This window comes from Corallococcus sp. EGB, from assembly GCF_019968905.1.
Lineage (GTDB): Bacteria > Myxococcota > Myxococcia > Myxococcales > Myxococcaceae > Corallococcus.
In genome coordinates, this window is the sequence record NZ_CP079946.1 from 1,516,353 (window position 1) to 1,536,234 (window position 19,882).

The 19,882-nt window shown below is 70.1% G+C and carries 13 protein-coding genes; 5 read left to right on the plus strand and 8 right to left on the minus strand.

The annotated features are described in order from the left end of the window. Positions 1-1,297: 1,297 nt before the first annotated feature. Positions 1,298-2,410 (minus strand): hypothetical protein, encoded by a 1,113-nt coding sequence (locus KYK13_RS06255; protein WP_223642732.1) that lies wholly within the window; start codon positions 2,408-2,410, stop codon positions 1,298-1,300. Further along, a complete protein-coding gene (locus KYK13_RS06260; RefSeq protein ID WP_223646540.1) occupies positions 2,410-4,263 on the minus strand; it encodes an HSP90 family protein in 1,854 nt (617 codons plus the stop codon). Before KYK13_RS06260 ends, KYK13_RS06255 begins: the two co-directional genes overlap by 1 nt. Before the next feature lie 214 nt (positions 4,264-4,477). On the opposite strand from KYK13_RS06260, the gene KYK13_RS06265 reads away from it, so the two are divergent. After that, on the plus strand, positions 4,478-5,317 hold the full coding sequence (locus tag KYK13_RS06265; RefSeq protein WP_223642733.1) for a metal-dependent hydrolase: 840 nt from the start codon (positions 4,478-4,480) through the stop codon (positions 5,315-5,317). Between the two features lie 200 nt (positions 5,318-5,517). Next, positions 5,518-6,909: a TerB family tellurite resistance protein gene (locus KYK13_RS06270; protein ID WP_223642734.1), complete on the plus strand. Its 1,392-nt coding sequence runs from the start codon at positions 5,518-5,520 to the stop codon at positions 6,907-6,909. Between the two features lie 11 nt (positions 6,910-6,920). On the opposite strand, the gene KYK13_RS06275 is transcribed toward KYK13_RS06270, so the two are convergent. Further along, positions 6,921-8,294, minus strand: a complete 1,374-nt coding sequence (locus KYK13_RS06275) for a spondin domain-containing protein (RefSeq protein WP_223642735.1) — start codon at positions 8,292-8,294, stop codon at positions 6,921-6,923. 52 nt (positions 8,295-8,346) lie between these two features. Further along, on the minus strand, positions 8,347-9,939 hold the full coding sequence (locus KYK13_RS06280) for an FAD-dependent oxidoreductase (RefSeq protein WP_223642736.1): 1,593 nt from the start codon (positions 9,937-9,939) through the stop codon (positions 8,347-8,349). Positions 9,940-10,045: 106 nt separating this feature from the next. Here KYK13_RS06280 and KYK13_RS06285 point away from each other — a divergent pair, with 106 nt between their 5' ends. Then, a complete protein-coding gene (locus KYK13_RS06285; protein WP_223642737.1) occupies positions 10,046-10,642 on the plus strand; it encodes a TetR/AcrR family transcriptional regulator in 597 nt (198 codons plus the stop codon). A gap of 9 nt (positions 10,643-10,651) precedes the next feature. On the opposite strand, the gene KYK13_RS06290 is transcribed toward KYK13_RS06285, so the two are convergent. The 4 genes from KYK13_RS06290 to KYK13_RS06305 form a co-directional block, all read right to left on the minus strand. Then, the gene (locus tag KYK13_RS06290; protein WP_223642739.1) at positions 10,652-11,530 is read right to left on the minus strand and encodes an aldo/keto reductase; all 879 of its coding nucleotides are present in this window, start codon (positions 11,528-11,530) and stop codon (positions 10,652-10,654) included. Positions 11,531-11,596: 66 nt separating this feature from the next. After that, complete coding sequence (locus tag KYK13_RS06295; RefSeq protein ID WP_223642740.1) at positions 11,597-12,376, minus strand: SDR family oxidoreductase; 780 nt, start codon at positions 12,374-12,376, stop codon at positions 11,597-11,599. A 194-nt stretch (positions 12,377-12,570) separates the two neighbouring features. Continuing rightward, positions 12,571-14,385: an ABC transporter ATP-binding protein gene (locus KYK13_RS06300; protein ID WP_223642741.1), complete on the minus strand. Its 1,815-nt coding sequence runs from the start codon at positions 14,383-14,385 to the stop codon at positions 12,571-12,573. Beyond that, positions 14,382-16,163, minus strand: a complete 1,782-nt coding sequence (locus KYK13_RS06305) for an ABC transporter ATP-binding protein (protein WP_223642742.1) — start codon at positions 16,161-16,163, stop codon at positions 14,382-14,384. The genes KYK13_RS06300 and KYK13_RS06305 overlap by 4 nt, the downstream gene beginning before the upstream one ends. 165 nt (positions 16,164-16,328) lie before the next feature. Here KYK13_RS06305 and KYK13_RS06310 point away from each other — a divergent pair, with 165 nt between their 5' ends. Together KYK13_RS06310 and KYK13_RS06315 are read left to right on the plus strand one after the other, a co-directional pair. Continuing rightward, a complete protein-coding gene (locus KYK13_RS06310) occupies positions 16,329-17,363 on the plus strand; it encodes an aldo/keto reductase (RefSeq protein ID WP_223642743.1) in 1,035 nt (344 codons plus the stop codon). 131 nt (positions 17,364-17,494) lie between these two features. Further along, positions 17,495-19,849, plus strand: coding sequence for an arylsulfatase (locus KYK13_RS06315; protein ID WP_223642744.1), 2,355 nt, complete (start codon positions 17,495-17,497; stop codon positions 19,847-19,849). Positions 19,850-19,882 lie beyond the last annotated feature (33 nt).

The following is a 19,882-nucleotide window of genomic DNA, read 5'->3' on the forward strand; positions in this document are numbered from 1 at the left end:
TTTCTCCCAGGGACGCAGGAGGCACTGGTCCCAGGGTTTTGCTCCAGTGCCCAGGCGCGCGTCAGCGTGCGCCTGGGCACGTGCGGAGCCTAAGCGATGTCGCTTCAGCCACGGACGGCATCGCAGAGCCGGTGAGCGGCCTGGGGGGCCACCTGCCACCTCGGCATACCCATGGCCTTGTCGCTGCGGATGCGGCTGGTGGCATGAGGTGGGTGGGTGAGGATGCTCACGGGTTGGATGCGAGATGGCGGGCAGTGAGAAGGACAGATGGGTTCGCGACGTGGCCGGAGTTCTTTTCGGGCTTTCGAAGAGGTTAGGCGTCCCCATGGGGGACATCGAGTGGTTGCTTCTCCGGTGTGAAGACCCCCTGTCATACGGGGGAGGTACCTGCGCGGCGCGTCTGTCCAGCCGCTCGTCAAGGACGTTCGAGCCTTCGAAGCCAACTTCCCTGGCTTGCTTCCTTGGGAGCTACTGGATGGGCCTGGCTGCTAGATGCGAGTGGCAGGCCGAGGGGCATCGCTCAGGTCCAAGATTGGAGACACGTTTGGGATGAGGGATGCTGGGCGCGGGCGGTGAGGAGATGACCAAGCGTCTCGTGGTCGAAGTGGTGCCTCCGAGCCTGTCGCGGAGATGGTCTTCGCGGCTGCTTCCGGCTCAATCTCAGTACAGGAACTGCTCGGTAGCCCGCACTCGCCCCTCTTCATCTAATATCACCAGGAATGCTTCGTAGTTGTCGGTCGGGCCACGCTGGTCGGAGTAGCGCAGCACCTGCTCGTGACCTGATGCGCCTTCATGGGAGATCCTGGCGAGAGGTTGCCCAAGCTTCCGGATGACCTCCGCCTCCGACTCTCCGACCCGGATTTAACGGAAGGCGGCTTCCAAAAACCCCTCTACGAATCGCTTCCGTGGGGCGTCGAACCATATGACTGCGAGCACGATGAAGATCGTCAGGCCGAGCAGCAGTCTGAGTTCCCGACGAATCGATTGCTTCATCTTTTGCACAGCCTTGATCATCTGGCCGGAAAAGCAGAGCAGTCACACACGAGCCACGCTCCAGGCGCTACTTCCTTGGCCTTCCCGCAGTCTACGAAGTCCGCCCCTTCGTTTCGTTGAACGTGGCGCCCCAATATCTCCTTGTTGCCGGAGACGTACAGGGCACATCCCCTGGACTTGTCCTGGCGGACCTGGATGCCGTAGTCGACACGGCCCTCGAGGATGGGCAGGAGAAACCGTCCCAGCGCGATGCCTGCCGCCAGGGCGATGAGCACTTTGTATCTGGACGGAATGGCCAAAGGACTCAGTCCAACGGAAACAACCGCGCTTCCGTCGCCAGCACCTCATTGCGAGCCAGCAACCCCGAGAACCGCTTCGTCCCGTTCCGCGCGTCGAACCGCGCCGCGATGTCTCTCGCCTGCGACTCCAGCCAGTCCTTCAGCGCGCGCGTCCCATAGCCCCCGTCCACCGCGTGCAGCGGGAACGCGTGCGGCAAGCGCAGACTCACCTCGTCCCGGCCGTCCGCCGCCACCTGTCCCATCAGGAACGCCGCCGCTGTGTAGAAGCTGAACCGGTCCCGGTAGCTGGAGTGCTCCAACGCCCAGCCCAGGTGCTTCTCCAGCAAAGTCAGCCCGCGCGACAGGTTGCCCGTCAGCGCCAGGAACTCCAGGTGCTCTCCCACCGTGGCGAGGAACTCGCGGTTCTTCGCCACCATCGCGTAACCGCGCAGGTGGCAATCCCTGGCTTCCTTCATCCGCTCCAGCTTGAAGAGCGGATACAGCAGCGTGCCCAGCGTCAGGTGCGGAATCTCCGCGCAGGACTGCCTTCCATCCAGGATGGGCCTGGCCTTCTGGATGGCCTGTTCCCACTCGCCCTTGTCCACGTGGTGGTCCAGCTCGTCGTCCAATTCGCAGACACGGCAGTCCGTCAGGTGGTCCCTCGGCGTCACGAGCCACGCCTCCCACAGGCGCTCCGCCTCCTCCGTGTCTCCCATGTCGCGCGCCATCTGGTAGCGCAGCTTCAGCGCCGCGCGCTTGCCCGCGTCCAGCTTCGCGAAGCTCTGCTCCACGTCATCCAGCGCGTCGGCGATCTGCTTGCGGCTGATGTGCGGGAACTCGTCCAGCCGGCCCACCACCCACTTCTGCTTCCAGAGCATGTCCTCCGGGTCGAACCGCTGCGGGTCCTTCTTCTGCTGGCCCCGGCACCACGCGAACGCCACCAGCGCCTTGTCCGGATACCCCCCGAATGTCGCCGCGTCGATGAGCGCGTCCCGCAGTTCGTACCCCAGCGGCACGTCGCCGTGCACGTCCACCAGCCGCACCGCCTCCTCCAGCGCGCGCACCTTCGCGTCGCCTTCCGGCAGCGCGTCCGCTTGCGCGCGCAACGCCTCCACCTGCTGCTGCCAGTCCGCGGCCATCAGTGCATCCCCCTCGAGCCCGGACCGGACGAACCGCCCCCTCCGCCACCTTCATCCAACCGCGCCGAGATGAGCCCCAGCAGTCCATGGTTGAGCAGCGCCATCTCCTGCGCGTTCAGCGGGTGCTGTCCCAACAGCAGCGCCTGCACGTAGAGCATCTCCACCGACAGCTTCAGCAGCTCCCGCCCCTCCACCGCCGCCAACCTTCGCACCACCGGGTTGTGCAGGTTGAGGCAGAGCAGCGCGCGGTCCTGGCCGCCCGTGCCCGCCATCACCCCGTCCAGCACTCCCGCGTACAGGTCGTCCGACTCGTCCCGTGCCCGCTCCGCGTCCCTCCGGAATGCCCCTTCCGCGTCCGAGCTGTAGAGCGTGGGCACCTCCGCCGGGAAGAACTTCTTCACCTCCACCCCGCAGCGGAATGGCGCCAGCACGCCTTCCGCCAGACGCAGCAGTGGATAGGTGGCCTCGCGCTCGTCCAGCGTCAGCTCCTCGAAGCTCTGTGGCAGGTCCGCCGACGAGAACGGCGCCACCTGCGCCTCCGGCACCACGTGCGGCAGCTTCTCCAACAGCGCCGTGTCATGCGTGTACGCCGCGTTCAACACGCACAGCCCCTGCGCCCCCGCCACCCGCGCCACCTGCCGGAACCCGTCCAGCGTCGGCGTGTAGCGCACCACCGGCCATGACCGCCGGTAGTCCGCGAGCGTCATCACCCCGAGCGATGTCTCGAAAGGCAGCCAGTGGATGACCAGCCGGTAGAAGTCATCGTCGTCCAGCGCCAGCCCCTTCACCGACAGCCCGTGCAATGCAATCAACCGCTGCAACGCCCGAGGGTCGTCGTGCGCCAGATCCATCAGATACCTGCGCAGGGACTGCCCCAGGGCCTCGCGCGCCTTCGAAAGCACCGTGTCTTCGTAGAAGGACTCGCGGCTCGCGGTGGGCCTCAGCCCGTTCGCGTTCACCACGCACTTCACGAAGAAAGCCCACTCCGGCAGCAGGTTCTCCGCGCTCTCCGACAGCAACATCTGCTTCAGGTACACGCGGTGCTTCTGTCTGGCATTGAAGTGCGGCGACGCCGGCAACACATACGCCACGCCGTCCACGTCCCCCGCCTCGGAGCGCAGCGGAATCACATCCAGGAAGTCCGTGCCGAACACCTCGCGCCCGTAGGCGAGCAGCGCCTGCCGCCGGTCCCCTGGCGTCTCGTAGAAGCGGCGCCAGGGCGGGCCGTCCGGGGTCAGCGCTTCCGTCCGCCCCTCCACCGTGAGCCGCACGGGGAAGGGCAGGAGGCCGCCGTAGTGCTTCGCCAGCTGGCGCACGCGCTCCGGCGTGAACCATTCCGCCATGTCCTGACGGGCGACCAGGTAGACGTGCGTGCCGGGGGCGTCCAGCGGGTGCTCGGAGACGCGCACGTCATAGGTGCCGTCGTGCCGGCCCCGCCACTCCAGCGTCCTCCCGTCCCCCTTCGCCGAGCGCGTCACCACCAACAGCTCGTCGCACACCATGAAGCATGACAAGAGGCCGATGCCGAACTGGCCGATGAAGTCCTTGCGGCGGGCCTCCAGTTGCTCGCGCTTGGAGGACTCGCCGATGGTGGCCAGGAAGCGGTGGATCTCCTCCTCCGTCAGCCCCACGCCGTCGTCCGTGAAGAGCAGGGTGGGCGGCCCGCCGTCCTGCTTCTCCCGCAGCTCCAGCCCCACCGTTCCCGTGGCCCGGGGCTCCAACTGCTGGCGGGCGCGAATGGCGTCCGTGGCGTTCTGGAGCAGCTCCCGCACGTAGACCCCGGGCGAGCTGTACAGGTGGTGGGACAGGAGGTCGATGACCCCACGGAGGCTGACTTGGAATCGATGGTCCACGCGGCCGTCGAGCGTAGCGCGCTGCATCCTCCCCCGGGGTCACAAACCCCCGCCGTGGGGGGATGAAGGCCTCTGTGTCCTCTCCCAGGCAGCCGGACGCGCCAGCCCCCTTCCGCCTCCCTGATGGGGTGGTATGTGGCGCCCCAGCCGTGCGGCGCCCCCGGGCGGCACGGCGACATGTCGTCTTTTTTCCTCCCTCCTGGAGCGGACAACGATGGGAAACAAGCTGAAGGCAGTGGTGGTGGGCGCGGTGCTGGGTGTCGCGGGCGCGGCCTTCGCGCAGGGCACGCCGACGACGCCGGCGGCTCCCAAGACGGAATCCAAGGCGGCCAAGGCCCCCGCGGCGGGCAAGACCGAGGTGACGTGGTGGGGCCACGCCGCCTTCGTGGTGAAGACGCCGGGCGGCGCGACCATCGCCATCGACCCGTGGCTCACCAACCCCAAGGCGCCGCAGGGCGCCACCTGGCCGGAGGCGGTGGACGCCATCCTCGTGTCCCACGGCCACTTCGACCACGTGGGTGAGACGAAGGCCCTGGCCCAGAAGACCAACGCCAAGGTGTACGGCTCCTTCGAGCTGGTGAACCTCCTGGGCCTGCCGGAGGCCCAGGCCGTGGGCGCCAACGCGGGCGGGACGTTCACGGTGAAGGACGCCACCATCCACCTGGTGGAGGCGGTCCACTCCAGCAGCTACCAGGCGGACCCGAAGGGCGCGTCGCAGTACGCCGGTGCGCCGCTGGGCTTCGTCATTGAAATCGCCAACGGCCCCACGCTGTACCACGCGGGTGACACCGGGGCCTTCCAGTCCATGGCCCTCATCGCGGAGCAGTTCAAGCCCACCGTGGCCATGCTGCCCATTGGCGGCCACTTCACCATGGACCCGCCGCAGGCCGCCGTCGCCACGAAGCTCCTGAAGGTGAAGACCGTGGTGCCCATGCACTACGGCACCTTCCCCGCGCTGGCCGGCACCCCGGAGGCGCTCACCACCGAACTGAAGAAGGGCCGGGCCACCACCAAGGTGCTCACCCTGGAGCCGGGCAAGGCGACCCGCCTGTAGTCCTTCCTGGCGAGAGGCACCTGCGCGCGCGTCCGCCCTGGGTGGACGCGCGCGCATTTTTTTCCGCCACCCATCAGCCGCTGTTGCCGGACGCGAGCGGAGGCCCGAGGTCGGGTGGCATCCCGGAAGCGACTGGGTTATTCCCCGCACGGTGTGCCCGAGAGGGAAGCTCCGGCCGCACGCGCTCGAGGGGTGTACCGGTGTCGGTGCTGGTTTTTGGAAGGGGGACCTGGCTGGCCACGCTCCTGGCGGACGTGGTGGCCGCGCACGCGCGCTCCCCCGCGCCTGTCACGACGCCGCCGCTCCTGGACTCCGCTTCCGGCCGCGCCCGGGGCCGCGCCTTCCTGCGCCGCACGCTGCGGGCCTCGGGGCTCGTCTATGGCACGCCCGTACCGCTGCCCCCGCCGGTGGACGGCGGTGAGCCCGTGGATGTCCCCGCGCGCGCCGTGGAGGACGAGCTGTTCCATGCCGTGGTGCGCACGCTGGCGCGCATGGCGTTGGACCTGGCGCGGGTGATGGATGCGCCGGAAGGCCCTCGGGTGGAGCAGCTGCTCGTGCTCTTCGCGGTGCTGGCGGGCGAGCTGGACCTGGCCATGGCGCTGGACGCGCGGCTCGCGGCGGGGCTGCCGGTGCCCCGGCGGATGGTGGGGCGGGTGGAGGATGCGCTCGACAAGCGGGCGCCGTCGCTGGCCGGAGACCCGGTGTACGGGCTGGTGCTGCACAACGGCGCGCAGTACGCGGACGCGCAGCTGTTCTGCCGGCAGGCCATCGACCTGTTCTCGACCGGCCGGCTGTCGCGCGTGGCCGTGGAGCGGCGGCGGGACTTCGCGGCGAAGCAGAAGGCGCTGCTGGTGGACGTGCTCACGGCGCTCGCGTGCGTGGACCGCGAACCCAGCCCGCCCGCGCGCCGCGCCATCCTCCGGCAGGTGGAGGGGCTGAAGCTTCCACACGCGCTGGAGGGCGAGGTGAAGGCCGCGGTGCGTCAGTCCTTCGAGCGCAAGCGCGACGTGCGGGACGTGGTGCGCCGCGTGCGCAGCGTGGACATGCGCCACCTGCTCCTGGAGCAGGCGCTGCTGGCGGCGCTCGTGGACGGCCGGCGCACGCGGCGGGAGCGGGCCTTCATCGACACGCTGGCGGGCGCGCTGCACGTGCCCCACGCGGAGCTGCGCCGTCTGGAATTGGAGATGGCGGAGTTCTACGCGCGGCACCGCTCGCTGGTGGATGTCTTCACCGTGTCGGACGCGGCGGGCGCCATGGGCGAGGAGCTCATGGGCGGCATGCAGGAGACGCTGGAGAAGAACTTCCACCGGCTCATGCAGGAGGCGCGCGAGACGGGCGACCTGGCGGTGCTGCTCACCAAGGCGGCGCGGCGCCAGAAGCTCACCGACGACGAGCGCCAGCGCATGCGCGCCCAGCTCATCGACGTGGCGAAGGCCATCCCCGCGCTGGCCATCTTCGCCGCGCCGGGCGGCATCCTGCTCTTGGCGGCGCTGGCCAAGGTGCTGCCCTTCAGCCTGCTGCCCAGCGCCTTCCAGGACGAGCCCCCGGTGGACTCCGACGACGAGGACACGCTGGAGCGCGAGGCCGTCTGACGCCTCGCGCCTCAGTTCGCCTCGGTGAGGGTGACGCGGAGGTGCTGGGACAGGGGCGTGCCGTAGCGGGACGGGGGCACGCGGCGCACGGTCTTGTCGGTGTCCAGGGTCCACTCGGGGGCGCCCTGGTGGGGGCCCACGGCGGGCTCTTCATCCAGCTCCGTGCCCACGTCCCACAGGTACACCTTGGACGTGACATCGCCCGTCACGGGGGCGTTGGCCTTGTCGAACAGCGCGATGCCCTGCTCGTCGGTGCCGAAGAACCAATCGTTGGACTGGCCGAACATGGTCGCGAAGGACAGCCGGTCCGCGGGGCGCGCCGTCACGGTGAACTCGTAGGCGTGGCCCGGCAGGAGGGGACCGGGCGAGGACGCATCCACGGGCGTGGTGAAGGTGCCCGACGCGCTTACGCCGTTGGGCGGCGTCGAGGCGAGGGCGTTGGCCAGCCGGGCCGTGTCGCCCGTCTCCGCGAGTGCCTCCAATCCCTGTCCCCGGTCCGGCGCGCCCTCCGTGAAGAGCGGCGCGGCGGCGTGGTGCACGGCGAAGACGCCCGGTGACAGCGGCGTGGCCACGCCATTGAGCGGCGTGAGCCACGTGTGGAGCGCGGTGGGGTCTCCGGTCTCCGCGAGCGCCTCCAAGCCCAGTCCACGGTCCTCCTGTCCCTCCGTGAAGAGGGGTTCGTTGCCCGCGCCCACCACCCAGACGCCCGGGGAGATGCGGACGGGCTTGATGCCCTCGGAGGTGCTGAGGGTGTTGCGGTCGTCGGAGACGTTGCTGATGCGCACCGTGAAGCGGTGCGTGGCCGCGTCGTGGGCCAGTTGCACGCGGATCATCAACGCGAGCGCGGGCAGGGTGAACGTCTGGCCGTTGCTGAGCACGGGCTGCGTGCCCACGCGCCGCACCCTGGGCGTGCTGTCCTTGAGGCCCGGGCCATCCGTGGCGGTCGCCTGCTTCGGGCCGGTGTGCGCGCCCACGGCGGGTTCCTCGTCCACCTCCGTGCCCGCGTCCCAGAGGATGACCTGTGAGGTGATGTCGCCGGCCAGCGGCTGCCCGTCGGCGGAGTAGAGCGGAATGCCCCGGGGCTCCGTGCCGAAGAACCAGTCGTTGGACGCCGCGAACATGGCGGCGAAGGAGAGCCGGTGGGTGCGGCCCGCGGTGAAGCTGAACTCGTAAGTGTCGCCCGGGGCGAGCGGGCCTGGTGAGGTGCCGCTCACCTTCGTGTCGAACCGGCCGGACTTGAGGTTCTGGAAGGGCGCCACGTTCTCGATGCGCACGCGGAAGCGCCGGGAGGACGGGTCGGTGTCGTCGCCGGAGTTGCAGGCGGACAGGGTGAGCAGGCCCAGCGCGGCGCAGGCGGCGCCACCACGGAAGGAGCGGATGGACATGGACGGAGTCTCCATGGGCCTCGCGGAAATGCGAAGCCCGGCATTGCTCCCTCTACGCGCTGGGGCTGTTGGCGGTTACGTCCGGTGCGGATGGGATTGGCCGCGCGGTGGGGCGGGGCAGGAGGGGCGTCAGGAATTGCACCAGCGCCGCGAGGTCGCCTGGCCGGGACGCGTGTCCCACGTAGCCGTCCGGGCGCACCAGGATGAGCGCATCCCTTCCAGGGACCACGTCGTAGGCGTGGTGCGCGTGGCCGTCCCTGTCGGACAGGGCCCCGGGGATGGGAGCCGCGCCCTTCCCGAGGATGCGGACGACGCGGACGGATTCGTGGGCCCACGCCTCGACCTCCGGGTGCGCGGCTCCAAAGGCGAGCAGCGTCCAGTGGGGGCCGCGAAACCTGTCCGACAGTCGGACAGGTTTTCCGTGTGCCTCCGCGCAGGGCGCGTCCGGGGCGCGGTCTCCCGCCTGTACGCGGGCCGTGTCGCCGGGGACTGCCGGGGCGAGCGGGCCGCCTCGATAGCTCAAGCCCAGTTGCCGCAGCTCGTCGCCGCGGTTCAGGGCCTTCATGCGTCCCTGCCGCATGCCGTCGAACAGCTTCGAGGACAGCCCGAGCACCCGGGCGGCGATGGGCAGCCGCTCCGCCTCGTAGGTGTCGAGCAGGGCTGGAGTCGCGCCCTGGAGCACGTGGCCCAGCTTCCAGCCCAGGTTGTAGGCGTCCTGCACGCCGGTGTTGAGCCCCTGGCCTCCAGTGGGAGGGTGCACGTGCGCGGCGTCGCCCATGATGAACACGCGGCCCACGCGGTAGCGGTCCGCCATGCGCACGTTGGGGCGGTACACGGACAACCAGCTCGCGTCATGCAGGCGCACGGCCCGGCCCGGGCGCGCGGCCTCCTGGATGCGCTGATGGAGCGCGGCCTCGGTGAGCTCCGGCATGACGCCACCGGGCTTCACCTGGAGGGCGAGCTGGAAGTGGTTCGTGCCGGGCAGCGGGCACAGCGCCACCACGCCGCCCTTCGCGAAGGGCCAGATGTGCCAGTGCGTGTGGTCCAGGCCGTCCACGCGCACGTCGCCCACGACCATGCGCTCCTCTTCGAGCGTGACGCCGTTGAAGGCCAGGCCCAGCTCCTTGCGCACGCGGCTGTGTCCACCATCCGCGCCGACCAGGTACTCCGCGCGGACGGTCTCCTCCGCGCCGTCGCGGGTGAGCGTGGCGGTGACACCGGCGGTGTCCTGGGTGAAGCGGGTGAGGGCGGCGCCGAACTCCACCGTGACACCCAGCGATGCCAGCCGGTCGCGCAGGATTCCCTCGGTACGAGCCTGCGGCACGAGCCAGGGATTGGCGTGGGGCACGTCCGGGGTCGCGGCGCGGCGGGCCATCATGGTCCAGCGCCCCACGACGAAGCGCCGCCAGTGGAGGCGGAGGCTGGGATAGGGATTGCCCGCGGCGAGCACGGCGTCGAGCACGCCCAGGTCGTCCAGCACCTCCAGCGTGCGAGGCGAAAGGCCCTTGCCGCGAGAGCCGACGAAGGGATGCGGGGCCGCGTCCATGATGCGAACGCGGACGCCCCGGCGGGCAAGGTCGCACGCGAGCGTCAGGCCGGTGGGACCGGCGCCGATGACGAGCACGGGCAAGGTGGCATGGGACATGGATGGTCTCCTGTCGCGAGGACGCAGGTGGCTCGCGAGCGACGGAGACAAGAATGTAAGGGACTGCTTATGTTGTCAGCTTGCGTTCCCACCCCAGGAGTCCGGCATGCCGCGCGCGAAGCTTTCCCCTCGGAAGATGCCCACGCAGGAGCGCTCGAGAGCGACGGTGGACGCGTTGGTGCAGGCGACTGCTGACATTCTGGTGCGCGACGGCTCCGCGAAGCTGACCACCAACCGCATCGCGGAGCGGGCCGGCGTCAACGTGGCCTCGCTGTACCAGTTCTTCCCCGGCAAGGAGGCGCTGGTGGCGGAGGTGGCGCGCCGGCACGCGAAGGAGCAGCGCGCCGCCGTGAGGGAGGTGCTGGCGACGCGGAAGTTCCGCACGCTGGAGGAGCTCATCCGGACGCTGGTGGCGATGGGCTTCGCGGCGCACGCGGTGAATCCAAAGCTGCACCACGCGCTGACGCAGGAGTTGCCCGCGCGACCGGCCAGGAGGTGGGACGCGGAGGACGCGCCCATGTTGGAGGCACTCGGCAGCTTCAAGACGGACGTGCCGGATCCGGAGCTGGCCCTGTGGCTCATCGACACGGTGTCCCACGCGGTCATCCACCGCGCGGTGGTGGAGCGCCCCGAGTCCCTGTCCCAGGGGCTGCTCCAGGAGGAGTTGGTGACGCTCCTCCTGCGCTACCTGAGGCGGAAGTGACGCCCGGCTTCACCGCCCGGACGCCTGCGCGTCCACGGCGGCCAGCTCGTCCTTCGTGAGCTTCACCTCCGCGCCCGCGAGGTTCTCCTCCAGGTGCTTCACGGAGGACGTGCCCGGGATGGGCAGCATCACCGGCGAACGCGCCAGCAGCCAGGCGAGTGCGATCTGCGCGGGCGTCGCGTTGTGCTTCTTCGCCACGGAGTCCAGCGTGCTCCCCGGCTTCGCCAGCCCGCCTGTCGCCAGCGGGAACCACGGGATGAAGCCCAGGTTCTGCTTCTCGCAGTAGTCCAGCACCTTCTCGTGCACGCGGTCGGTCAGGTTGTAGCGGTTCTGCACCGACACGACGTCCACCACCTTGCGCGCCCGCTCGATCTCCTCCACCGACACCTCCGACAGGCCGATGTGGCGGATCTTCCCCTCCTTCTGCAGCGCCTTCAACTCACCCAGCGACTCCTCCATCGGGACCTTCGGGTCGATGCGGTGCAGCTGGTACAGGTCGATGCGCTCCAGCTTCAGCCGGCGCAGCGACATCTCCAGCTCCTGACGCAGGTACTTCGGCGCGCCCACCGGGTGCCACTCGTTGGGGCCCGTGCGCACCAGGCCCGCCTTCGTCGCCACCACCACGCCCTTCGCGTAGGGGTGCAGAGCCTCCGCGATGATCTCCTCGCTGTAGTAGGGGCCGTAGGAGTCCGCCGTGTCGATGAAGTCCACGCCCAGCTCCAGCGCTCGGCGCAGCACGCGCACCGCCTCCGCCCGGTCCTTGGGCGGACCCCAGATGCCAGGGCCGGTGAGCTGCATCGCGCCGTAGCCCAACCGGTGGATGGGCAGGTCCCCGCCCAGCTTGAAGGTGCCGCTCTTCTCCGCGGGTCGTGTCGAGGTTCCGCTCATGAGTGCTTCCTCCGTGCAGATGAATGCCCCAATGGATGCAGGTGCAGGAAATGGGTTTCCCGCGCCTCAGGCCGTCCGGTACCGCCCGGCCAGGCTGTGGGTGGCCCCACGCAGCAGCCCCGCCTCGGCCTTCTCCAGGGCCACGAGCGCCTCCGCGGCCTCCAGCCCCGGGACGCAGACCGTCTCACGGCGCTCCAGCGCGACGAGCGACGCGGTGACGACGTCCTCGGGCGACATGGTGCCGGGATAGCCGCCGTTGAATTCGGTGAAGGTCATGCCCGGGCAGACGACCTGCGCCACCACGGGCGAGTCGCGCAGCTCCCCCGAGAGCGTGCGCGTGAAGTGGACGAGGAACGCCTTCGCGCCCGCGTAGGTGGCCCGGTAGGGCAGGGGACCCGGCGGCATCGCGCCAGAGAAGGCGAGCAGCGAGGCCACGTTGATGACCGCGCCCTTGCCGCGCGCCAGCATGCCGGGCAGCGCCGCGCGCGTGGCCAGCATCGGCGCCATCATGTGCAGGTTCGCCAGCCCCTCCAGCGCCGCGGCCTCCACCTGCGCGAAGGGGCCGTAGCCGCCCACGCCCGCGTTGTTGACGAGCAGGGTGAGGTCCTCGCCCGCCGCGCGCCCGGCCACCCGCTGGAGGTCCCCGTGCTGCGTGAGGTCCGCCCGCAGCACCTCCGCGCGGACGCCATGCGCCGCCGTCAGCTCCGCCGCCAACGCCTTCAGCCGCTCCTCGCGCCGGGCGACGAGGACGAGGTCATACCCCAGCGCCGCCAGCCTCCGGGCATACACCGCGCCAATTCCCGCGGACGTGCCCGTCACCAATGCTGTCCCTCGACTGCCTGCCATGCCTGCTCCTGGATGGGTGAAGAGGGGGCGCTCCCGTCACCCACGCATGAATGCTGGAGATGGCGACTGTCGCTGCGAAGCGCACGCCGCCGGGGCCGCACCCTCGGCCGCTGGGTAACGAAGGGCGGCCGGACGTGCAAGCCGGACCGCACGTTCCGGGAATCAAAACGCTGGGGCCTGCTCCCTCCGCGCGCTCAGCCCGAGGCCTTGACCGCCAGCTCCGGCACGTCGCGGAACTGTTGATGGTACAGCTCCGCGTAGAGCCCGCCCTTGGCGAGCAGCTCCGCGTGGTTGCCCCGCTCGACCACCGCGCCGTGCTCCAGCACCAGGATGAGGTCCGCGTGGCGGATGGTGTTGAGCCGGTGCGCGATGACGATGCTCGTGCGGCCCGACAACAGCTGCCCCAGCGCCAGCTGGATGAGCGCCTCCGTGCGCGTGTCGATGTTCGCCGTCGCCTCGTCCAGGATGAGCACCCGCGGATTCGCGATGACCGCGCGAGCGAACGCGAGCAGCTGCCGCTGGCCCTGGCTGAGCGTCGCGCCACCTTCACCCAGCACGGTGTCGTAGCCCTGCGGCAGCCGGGTGATGAAGTCGTGCGCGTGCACCGCCTTCGCCGCCGCCTCCACCTCCTCGCGGGTGGCGTCCGGCTTCCCGTAGCCGATGTTGTCCGCCACCTTCCCGCTGAAGAGGAACGGCTCCTGGAGCACCATGGCCATCTGACGGCGCAGGCTCGCGCGCGTCACCTGGCGCACGTCCTCGCCGTCCACGCGCACCGTGCCCCCCGTCACGTCGTAGAAGCGCGGCACCAGGCTGGCCACCGTCGTCTTGCCCGCGCCCGTGCGCCCCACCAGCGCCAGCGTCTGGCCGGGCTCCAGGCGGAAGGACACGTCGCGCAGCACCGGCCGCGCGGCGTCGTAGCCGAAGGACACCCCTTCGAACACCACCTGCCCCTGGAGCGGCCCCAGCTCCACCGCGCCCGCCACGTCCGGCGGCTCCGGCGCCTCGTCGAGGATGGCGAAGATGCGCTCCGCCCCCGCCAGCGCGGACTGCATCAGCGCGGCCACGGACGCGGCCAACTGCACCGGGCGGAAGAACTGCTGCACGTAGATGAGGAACGCCGCCACGCCGCCCACCGTGAGCTGGCCGCTCAGCGCCAGCGCGCCGCCGTAGCCAATCACCAGCGCGGTGGACAGCGTGGAGAGCAGGTCGATGGCCGGCGAGAACGCGGACGTGATGCCCACCGCCGCCACGTTCGCGTCGCGGTTGGCCGCGTTGCGGTCGCGGAAGCGCTCGATGTTCTTCTCCGTGCGGTTGAACGCCTGCGCCTGCCGCACGCCCCCAATCTCCTCCTGGAGATTCGCCGTCACGTCGCCCACCGTCTGCCGCGTCTTGCGGTAGGCATTGCGCGCCCGCGACGCGAAGAACCACGTGGTCAGCAGGATGGCCGGGATGAGGGAGAAACACGCCAGCGCCAGGCGCGCGTTCATCGCGAACATCGCGACGAGCACACCCACCAGCCCCAGCACGGACCCCAACAGCTGCGTCAGCCCCTGCGCGAAGAGCTGGTTGAGCGTGTCCACGTCACTGAGCAGGCGGCTCATCAGGTCGCCCAGCGGCCGGCGGTCGAACCACGACAGCGGCAGCTGCTGGAGCCGCTCGAAGAGCCGCTGGCGCAGCTCCGACAGCACGTGCTGTCCCGTGTGGCCCACCCGCCACGTGTGCGCCCGCTGCGACAGCAGGCCCACGGCGTAGACGACGAACAGCAACGTCAGCGTCCGCAGCAGACCCCAGCCATCCCCCGAGCCGATGTCCCGGTCGATGGCCCGGCTCATCAGATAGGGCCCCAGGGCCTGGCACGCGGCGCCCACCAGGATGAAGACCCACGCCGCGGTGAGCGTGCGCGCGTGCGGACGCAGCTCGCCCAGCAGCCGGCGCAGCACCTTCCCCTGATTGCGCGCGCGGCCACCCTCCAGCTCCGCCATCGCCTCGATGCTTCCCGGGCGCCTCATGCCACCTCCTCCTGGCGCGGCGGCAACAGCTGCGACCCGAGGATGTCGTTGTACAGCTCGCTGGTGGCCTTCAGCTCCTCGTGGCGGCCCATCGCGGCGATGCGCCCCTCGTCCAACACCAGGATGACGTCCGCGTCCCGCACGGTGCTGATGCGCTGGGCGATGACGAGCGCCGTCCGCCGCTTGTCCCGCATCAGCGCGTCCAGCGCGCCCTGGATGGCGGTCTCCGTGCGCGCGTCCACCGCGGACGTGCTGTCGTCCAGGATGAGCAGGCGCGGATCCGTGAGCAGCGCCCGCGCGATGGCCAGCCGCTGCCGCTGTCCGCCGGACAGCCCCACGCCGCGCTCTCCCACCAGCGTGTCGTAGCCCTGGGGCAGCTCGCGGATGAACTCCGCCGCCTGGGCCGCCTCCGCCGCGGCCTCCACCTCCGCCTGCGTCGCCTCAGGGCGCCCGTAGGCGATGTTCTCCCGCACCGTGCCGGAGAACAGCAGCGCGTCCTGGAGCACCACGCCCATCTGCGAGCGCAGGCTCGAAAGCGTCACGTCCCGCACGTCGTGCCCGTCCAGCAGCACCGCGCCCCCGGTGACGTCGTAGAAGCGGGGCAGCAGGTTGATGAGCGTGCTCTTGCCGGAGCCCGTGGTGCCCAGCACCGCCACCAGCTGCCCGGGCTCCAGCGTCACGCTCACGCCGCGCAGGATTTCGCGGTCGCTGCCCGCGTAGCGGAAGCGCACGTCGCGCAGCTCGATGCGGCCCTGCAACGGGGGCAGCGCCACCGCGCCCGGGCGGTCCGCCACCTCCACCGCCGTGTCGAGCAGCTCGAAGAGGCGCTGCGCGGACGCGCTCGCCCGCGCCATGCCGGCCGCGAAGAAGCCCAGCGTCATCAGGGGCATCAACAGGAAGGCCAGGTAGCTGTTGAAGGCCAGCAGCTCTCCCAGCGTCAGCCGCTGGTGGAGGATGCGCCAGCCGCCCACGCCCACCACCATCAGCAGGCCCAGGTTGGAGAAGAAGGCGACGAAGGGGAAGCTGTCGGCCAGCGAGTCCACCACCCGCAGGTTCTTCTCCTTCAGCTCCGCGTTGGTCTTCCCGTAGCGCGCGAGCTCCCGCGCCTCGCCGGAGAATGCGCGCACCACGCGCAGCCCGCGCAGGTCCTCCTGCAGCGTGGTGTTGAGCTGGCCCAGGAGCGCCTGCAGCTGGCCGAACAGCGGCCGCATCCGCATCATGAACCGGCGAAGCACCCACAGGATGGGCGGCACGGAGCTCAGCTCCGCCAGCGCCAGCACCGGATCCATGTAGAGCAGCAGCCCCGCGCAGCCCACCAGCATCGCCGCCGACGCGGCGAACTGCACCACGCCGCTGCCCACGAAGGTGCGCACCGCCTCCACGTCGCTCGTCAGCCGCGTGAGCAGCTGCCCCGTCTGCGCCTGGTCGTAGTAGCTGAAGGACAGCCGCTGGATGCGCGCGAAGAGCGCGTCGCGCAGGTCGAACGCCACGCCCTGTGAGGCGCGCTCCGCCAGGTAGCCCTGCAGGAAGTTGAACAGGCCGCGCCCCAGCGCGATGGCGACCAGGCCTCCGACCGCCAGCCAGACGGGTCGTATCTCCCCGCGCGCGAGCCCCTGGTCGATGGCGATGCGGATCATCTGCGGCGCGCCCAGGTTCGCCACGGACACGAGCAGCAGCGACAGGAGCGCGCCCACCGCATCCACGCGGTAGCGGCGCAGATAACCCAATGCCCGCAGGATGGGCGGACGGCCGGATGCGGGTGGCGCGGACGTGCTCACGGAAGACCTGGACTCCTGCCTCCCCGCCCGGGAAGGCGCGCGCATGATGGGCGCCCGTCAGTACCACTTCAAGCACGACGCGCGTCGTGAAACGGCGGTTGCGCGCCGCGCCAGGGCCCGTTAGGTGGGCCGCCTCCCCGCACACTCCGTCACGAGGTGAACGACATGGAATACCGGCAGCTGGGTGGTTCTGGTTTCAAGGTCCCCGTCCTCAGCCTGGGCACGGGCACGTTCGGTGGCTCGGGTGAGTTCTTCAAGGGCTTCGGCTCCAGCGACGTGAAGGAGGCCACGCGGCTCGTGGACATCGCGCTGGACGCGGGCGTGAACATGTTCGACTCCGCGGACGGCTACTCCGCCGGGCTCGCGGAGGAGATCCTGGGCAAGGCGCTGGAGGGCCGACGCGACAAGGCCATCATCTCCACCAAGGCCACCTTCCGCGCGGGGGCCGGGCCCAACGACGTGGGCTCCTCGCGCTTCCACCTCACGCGCGCCGTGGACGCGGCGCTGCGCCGGCTGAAGACGGACTACATCGACCTGTTCCAATTGCACGCCTTCGACGCGATGACGCCCGTGGAGGAGGTGCTCAACACGCTGGACGGCTTCGTGCGCGCGGGGAAGATCCGCTACATCGGCTGCTCCAACTTCTCCGGCTGGCACCTGATGAAGTCGCTCGCCGTGTCGGAGCGCTACAACCTGGCGCGCTACGTGGCCCACCAGGCGTACTACTCGCTCGTGGGCCGCGACTACGAGTGGGAGCTGATGCCGCTCGCGCTGGACCAGAAGGTGGGCGCGGTGGTGTGGAGCCCGCTGGGCTGGGGCCGCCTCACCGGCAAGCTGCGCCGGGGCGCGCCGAAGCCGGAGACAAGCCGCCTCAACAACCCCGCCACCGCGGCCGGCGGCCCGCAGGTGCCGGAGGAGCACCTCTTCAAGGTCGTGGACGCGCTCGACGCCGTGGCGGAGGAGACCGGGAAGACGGTGCCGCAGGTGGCGCTCAACTGGGTCCTGCAGCGGCCCACCGTGTCCAACGTCATCATCGGCGCGCGCACGGAGGAGCAGCTGCGCCAGAACCTGGGCGCCATCGGGTGGAACCTCACGCCCGCGCAGGTGGCCAGGCTGGACGCCGCGAGCACCGTGCCCTGGCCATACCCGTACTTCCACCAGCGGCAGTTCTCCGAGCGCAACCCGTTCCCCGTGACGTGAGCGGGGCGTGAAGCGGGAGGCGGCCGGGGCCTGGGTCCGGCGCCTCCGTCCCGGGGGCAGGTCCGCCGCCCCTCCGGACGATGCACCTCATGCACGAGAACTTTTCTCTCCGCGTGGAGGCCCGCTCGCCCATGTCCCTCAAGGAATACAAGCCCGGAAGTCCCTTCCCCGGCGTCATCGGCCGCACCTGGGAGCAGTCGTCACCCGCGTGGCCCTCGCCCCTGCGCTCGAAGCCCGGCGCGCCCAACGTCCTGTTCATCATCCTGGATGACCTGGGCTTCGGGCACCTGGGCTGCTACGGCTCGCCCATCCGCACGCCGAACCTGGACCGGCTGGCGAAGGGCGGGCTGCTCTACAACAACATGCACACCACCGCGCTGTGCTCGCCCACGCGCTCGTGCATCCTCACCGGCCGCAACCACCACTCCAACGGGATGGGCACCATCACCGAAACGTCGCTGGGCTACCCCGGCTACAACGGCACCATCCCCTTCGAGAACGGCTTCCTCTCCGAGATGCTGATGCAGGCCGGCTACAACACGTATGCCATTGGAAAGTGGCACCTCACCCCCGCGGAGCAGACGAGCGCCGCCGGGCCGTACTCGCGTTGGCCGCTGGGCCGCGGCTTCGAGCGCTTCTATGGCTTCCTGGGCGGGGACACGCACCAGTACTACCCGGACCTCATCCACGACAACCACGCCATCCGCCCGCCCGCCACGCCCGAGCAGGGCTACCACCTCACGCCGGACCTGGTGGACCGGGCCATCGACTGCGTCGCGGACACGAAGCAGGTCGCGCCGGACAAGCCCTTCTTCCTCTACTTCGCCACGGGCGCCATGCACGCGCCCCACCAGGTCCCCCGCGAATGGGCGGACAGGTACGCGGGCCAGTTCGACGACGGCTGGGACGCCTACCGTCAGAAGGTGTTCCAGCGGCAGCTGGAGCTGGGCGTGCTCCCGAAGGGGACGCAGCTGTCCCGGCACGACCCCGACGTGCAGGACTGGGACTCGCTGCCCGCCGAGGAGAAGCGCCTCTACGCTCGGATGATGGAGGTGTATGCGGGCTTCCTGGAGCACACGGACCACCACATCGGCCGGCTGCTCAAGTTCCTGGAGGACACGGGCGAGCTGGACGACACGCTCATCATGGTGCTGTCCGACAACGGGGCTAGCGCCGAGGGCGGGCCGCACGGCTCGGTGAACGAGCTGAAGTTCTTCAACAACGTGCCGGAGTCCCTGGAGCAGAACCTGGCGGCGCTGGAGGACCTGGGCGGCCCGAAGTACTTCAACCACTACCCGTGGGGCTGGGCCTGGGCGGGGGACACGCCGTTCCGCCGCTGGAAGCGGGAGACGTATCGCGGCGGCACCACCGACCCCTTCCTCGTCCACTGGCCCCGGGGCATCCAGGCGAAGGGCGAGGTGCGCACGCAGTACGCGCACGCCATCGACATGGTGCCCACGGTGCTGGACTGCCTGGGCCTGGAGCCGCTGGCGGAGATCCGCGGCGTCACCCAGTCACCCATCGAGGGCGTCAGCTTCAAGCACACGTTCAACGACGCGAACGCGAAGAGCCGCCACCGCACGCAGTACTTCGAGATGTTCAGCTCGCGCGCCATCTACCATGACGGCTGGCGCGCGGTGTGCCCCTTCCCCGGCCCGTCCTTCGCGGAGGCCGGAGAGGGCTTCGGCGAGTCGATGCTCGACGAGGACCGGCTGCGCGAACTGGATGCGCACGGCTGGGAGCTGTACCACGTGGCGGAGGACTGCTCCGAAACGAAGAACGTGGCGCAGGAACACCGGGGCAAGCTCATCGAGATGATCGCCCTCTGGTACGCCGAAGCCGGGCGCTACCAGGTGCTGCCGCTCGCGTCGCCGACGCGCGAGGTGTTCGCGCTGGAGCGCCCGCAGTTGACGAAGGACCGCACGCGCTACGTCTACCGTCCGCACACGTCACCCGCACCGGAGAACGTGGCGGTGCACGTGCTCAACCGCCCCCACACCATCACCGCGCAGGTGGAGGTGCGGGACGGCGCGGAGGGCGTGCTGCTGTCCCACGGGGGCCTCACCGGCGGCTACACGTTCTTCATGCAGGACCGAAAGCTGCACTACGTCTACAACTTCGTCGGCGAACAGGAGTTCCACATCGAATCGGCGGTGGAGGTGCCCCAGGGGCACTCGACGCTGCAGTTCGAGTTCGAGCCCACCGGCAAGCCCGACCTGAAGGTGGGGCGGGGCGCGCCTGGACGTGGCCGACTCTACATCAACGGCGACCTGGTGGCGCAGAGCCCCATCGACGCGACCATGCCGTTGGCCATCAGCCTGGGCGACGGGCTCACGTGCGGCCGGGACGAAAGCTCCTCCGTCAGCCAGCGCTACCGCGCGCCCTTCGAGTTCACCGGCACGCTCTACGAGGTGACGGTGGATGTGTCCGGCCAGTACGTCCGGGACACGAAGACCGAACAGAAGGTCGCCCTGGCGAAGCAGTGAAAGACAAGAGGCCCGGAGGGGAGCAGGGGGCTC